Here is a 4,196-nt window from a genome sequence, read left to right as displayed (position 1 = left end):
GTTGATAGTGCGATAGCGAAGCTCACCGCAGGTATCGCAATTGCAAAAAAGATATTTATTGCCAAATTATTATTTTTCATACAATTCACCAAAACTAAAACACCGTGAATCATCAATAATATAACATTTTATTTCCCACTATAATTAAAGAGCGATTCTTACGCTATGGATGGCTTTGCGATTCCTACGGAGCGCTTTGCGATCGCTATATAAAAAGAGGTATTTATATTATTATTCATATTAAAATATTGTAAAATTGTAGTACCAGAACCAAAGGAGAACGTCGTAAATTCTCCATTGGCTGTTTCACTGGTAGTCCATTTATAGACAATGAACTATGACTAGCATAACATTTGACCAAGATTTTGCATTGTCTCTTTATTTTTCTGATGATCAATTTCCCATAGATTTTGATGACGCATGGCAGTGGTTGGGGTATTCTACCAAGCAAAAAGCTAAGTTAAAACTTCAAAGAAATTTTGAGGTAGAAGTAGATTTTACTTCATTTAACCAAGTGGTTAAGTGCGCTGATGGCAAGGGTTCTAGCCGATGTGAGAAGATTATTTTAACCGTTGATTGTTTTAAGTCAATGGGCATGATGGCTGGGACTGAGCAAGGAAAAAAAATTAGAAGCTATTTTCTTCAGTGTGAGGCGATCGCTAAAGAAGCTTGCAAAAAGATTCCTAAAATGGAAATGCGAATACAGCAGCTTGAAGAAAATCAACTGCAAAACTCTCAGCAGTTGCAACTTGAGTTTATGCCACCAGGTTGGGAATCTAAAGTGTGGGATGCACTACCATCACAGGACAAACGGCATTTTAGGTTTATGTACCGTCATCATCAATTTATTCCCGGTGATAACGACATCAAAAAATTACCAATTAATTTAAGTGCAGAACAAAAATTGAAGCAACAATTGGAAGTGGAAAAATTTAGACTCGAATTGACAGAAGCAGAGAAGGAAGATTTAGCTCAAACCAAGAAAAAATTATTAAGGGATTACTTAGAGGGCTAAAAACTAATTGTAGCGATTTTTACCTAGTGCTTTGCAATTCCTTCGGAGCGCTTTGCAATTCCTGCGGAGCGCTAGTTCCCTCCGGGACGCTATCGCTCTGTATATCCCAACATCAGACCTGACCGATGTTTAATTGATTATTCTTGATACCTTTCATAAAATGGTTTTATGTTAGTTTTAATGCCTTCTGTCCCCATTCTAACCAATGCCTCCAATGGCTGCAATTGTCCCACTAAATTGGGTGAAAACCTGAACCGATTAGAAACGGCTTTAACTTCGGTTTGATCCAGCATAAGTATAATTTTTGTAGCTGTATTGGCTATAACTTCTTTACTCAATTCTGCATCACGTTGAGAAGCTAATATACAGCATAGGCCATATTTTCTGCCGTCACCTAATATAATATTTAAAGTTTTACTATTTTTAACTTCTTTAGCTTCATCAATTATAATAAACGTTCTAGGGATTTTACCATCAATTTCTCCCATAATTCGATGAGAGTCCATCAATTGTTTGATAATTGCTTCAGTAGCGATCGCGCTCAACCCAGGAACTTTACCAAGTGCTGATAAATCAAATCTAATTAGGGGTAATTTTAAGTTAGGCTGTGGTTTATTGAAGATTCCATACTCAAACATTGCAGCTAATTTTAAGGCTAATTTAGAGGATTCTCTACATCCATTCTCTATTCTTGCTGTAATCTCATTTTGTAAGTCTTGAAAAGTTGGTGGTTTATTAGTCCAGGTGCTTACGCTTTCTTGAGTAATTCCTTTTTGTTTATAGCAATGACTTAATATTTCTATAATTAATCCTTCCTGATTTGCTCCCATTGTCAAGGCTTTACGCAATATTGCGCTACTGCTATTCCTTGCAGTGCTGGTCCACCACCTTTAGTATCTAAATCAATTGTTAATGGATTAATCCCATAAGGTGATTCCATATCCAAGGGATAACAAACTTCATTAGGTAACTGCTGATCTCCGTGATAATCAATAATAATATTCTTTATACTGGGAAATAATTTAGGTAATTCATAGGCGATCGCTTTTAACGTTTGAGTCTTACCACTTCCAGAAGTACCGATTATGGCAACGTGACCATTTGGTAAAGTAGCAGGATTCCAATAGCATTTATCCCCTAAGAATATTCCAGAATGCGATTTTTCTTTCTCAATTACTTTACCCTGTGGTTTAAGTGTAGCTTGTGGTAATGGTTTCATGTTATACTCAAAACGGCTAGAAGCTAGACTTTTTTATCATACAAAGAACAAAAGAACAAGTTCAAAGCCTCTCCCCGTACCTCTCCCTAACCCCTAAGAGGAGAGGGAAAAGGAATAACATTTAATACTGGAGAGGTTTGGAAAGGGGTTTCATATTTGGTTAAACTATGAACCGTTTTCAGTATATACTCAAAACGGCTAGATTGGAAATTAAGCATGATTAGAATTGATTAAGTATATATAGTTATTTGGCTTCAATAAAACCTTTTATTGTTTCAGCAGGAATACTAAAGAGGGATAATTAAAGATGTAACTGTTCACGGGGGGTACAAAAAATGCTCTATATGAGATTCAACGAAAACACCATAAAAAACAGTATAGATTTGATTTCTTGAGGTTATTTAAAATTCGCAAAATCTCTATAGGAATCCGGTCTGATTCCTGAATTTTCCGTTGAGTTAGGGAACTCTTAACAGGGAACAGGGAAGAAGGATTTCAGTATGTACCGAGTTCTGTTCAAAAATTAAATAAGAGTCCTATATATGGCTTGCTAAATAAAGCTAAAACCATTTATTAATAAGGGTTTCGCGGATTTTTATCACAAAAAAGTGCAAGGTTTTGGCTGATAGTGTCTCAAAATAGGTGCATTTTTCTTTGTCGGATTTGGAAAATTGAGGATATCCAGATAGTTGAAACTATTAGAAAGTTCCCAGTTAAGAGTTCCCTGCCCTCACAGACAACTTTTTCAGCAAACCCTATATATTGGTTTGCAAATCGTTTTCTAGCTAATTTGGGAACCGTTCATCAATATGTCAATTTGGCTCAAAAGCCCAACAGACAAAGCTTTTAGGGCTTTTAGGCTTTTTAATAAATCCCTACCCCCTGTGAACGGTTTGGCAAAAATCTGGGCTAATAAAATAGGCTCAGGCTGTTGCGGAAGCATTTTTAACATTTCTCGAACATATCGAAAACCCCGACAGTAAGCCTGAAGATCAACAATCCCACCACCGGGATTATCTTGACGGAACACAAGCTAAAAGATGATGGAACAAATTGACCATAAAAAAAGAAAGATTAACAGCATTAGTCACAGCAGTTTGACCTCTGTTCATAAAATCTTCCAATCCCCAAAACTGTTTAGCATCCCGGAAATTAAATTCGATTTGGAAGCGCAGTTTATAGTAGTCAATTATTTTTGCATATGATAAAGTTAAGTCACTAGAAAAGAGAATTACGTGACTGCGTACATTGGTTTTTAGTAATTAAGGAGATTACTATGAAAAGTTGGTTGGCACTCTTTCCTTCTGTTTACGATATTTTGGTTAATTTTGCTGAATCTGGTAGGTTTTGGGCGAATTGGCAAACTGCTTTTGGCACAAATTATGATGTTATCAAAGCGAGGGAATTACAACAGCAGTGGCAAAGTCGAGATTTCAGCGAACTTCCCTCAATTGAGGTAGTGAGTGGGGAAGTTTTGGGGACGGCGAATGGTGCTTATGCCAGCAGCAATAATAAGATTTATCTATCAGAATCTTTTTTAAATACAGCCTCACCAGCCGCGATAGTTAATGTGATTTTAGAAGAAATTGGGCATTATGTGGATGCTCAAATCAACCAGGTGGATAGCCTGGGAGATGAGGGGGTGATTTTTGCGGCATTAGTACAGGGCGAGGTGTTATCTCCCGGTGTATTAGCACAATTAAAGACCGAAGATGATAGAGGTTGGCTAGAAGTAAATGGTCAAAAACTAGAGGTAGAGTATAACAACCCCACCGTAAGTCTATCTCTCACCTCGCCAACTAGAGTTACGGAAGATGGATCACAAAACCTATTCTATACTTTCACCCGCACCGGAGATACTACCAATTCCCTAACTGTTAACTTCAACGTAAGTGGAACTGCCACCTTCAACAGCGACTACGTACAACGCGGTGCTACGAGCTTTGGCAGTTCTACAGGTAA

At 37.2% G+C, this 4,196-nt stretch carries 3 protein-coding genes and 2 pseudogenes; 2 read left to right on the top strand and 3 right to left on the bottom strand.

Translation table 11 applies throughout. The annotated features are described in order from the left end of the window. Positions 1-337 precede the first annotated feature (337 nt). Complete coding sequence (locus FJR37_RS26270; protein ID WP_174763481.1) at positions 338-1,015, top strand: hypothetical protein; 678 nt, start codon at positions 338-340, stop codon at positions 1,013-1,015. A 137-nt stretch (positions 1,016-1,152) separates the two neighbouring features. Here the strand turns inward: FJR37_RS26270 and FJR37_RS27330 are convergent, their stop codons facing one another. The 3 genes and pseudogenes from FJR37_RS27330 to FJR37_RS25480 all read right to left on the bottom strand — a co-directional run. Further along, the gene (locus FJR37_RS27330; RefSeq protein WP_254434671.1) at positions 1,153-1,845 is read right to left on the bottom strand and encodes a type IV secretion system DNA-binding domain-containing protein; all 693 of its coding nucleotides are present in this window, start codon (positions 1,843-1,845) and stop codon (positions 1,153-1,155) included. A gap of 2 nt (positions 1,846-1,847) precedes the next feature. Beyond that, on the bottom strand, positions 1,848-2,234 hold the full coding sequence (locus FJR37_RS27325) for a helicase HerA domain-containing protein (protein ID WP_254434670.1): 387 nt from the start codon (positions 2,232-2,234) through the stop codon (positions 1,848-1,850). A gap of 874 nt (positions 2,235-3,108) precedes the next feature. Then, positions 3,109-3,493: pseudogene (locus FJR37_RS25480) on the bottom strand (transposase); the annotation flags it as partial. Positions 3,494-3,510: 17 nt separating this feature from the next. Between FJR37_RS25480 and FJR37_RS26265 the strand changes: the two are divergent. Further along, positions 3,511-4,196 (top strand): annotated as a pseudogene (locus FJR37_RS26265) (hypothetical protein); the annotation flags it as partial.

This window comes from Aphanizomenon sp. UHCC 0183 (assembly GCF_009712065.1).
GTDB classification, from domain to species: Bacteria; Cyanobacteriota; Cyanobacteriia; order Cyanobacteriales; family Nostocaceae; genus Dolichospermum; species Dolichospermum heterosporum.
Note: the sequence above shows the minus strand (reverse complement) of the source record. Positions and strands in the feature narration are given on the sequence as shown.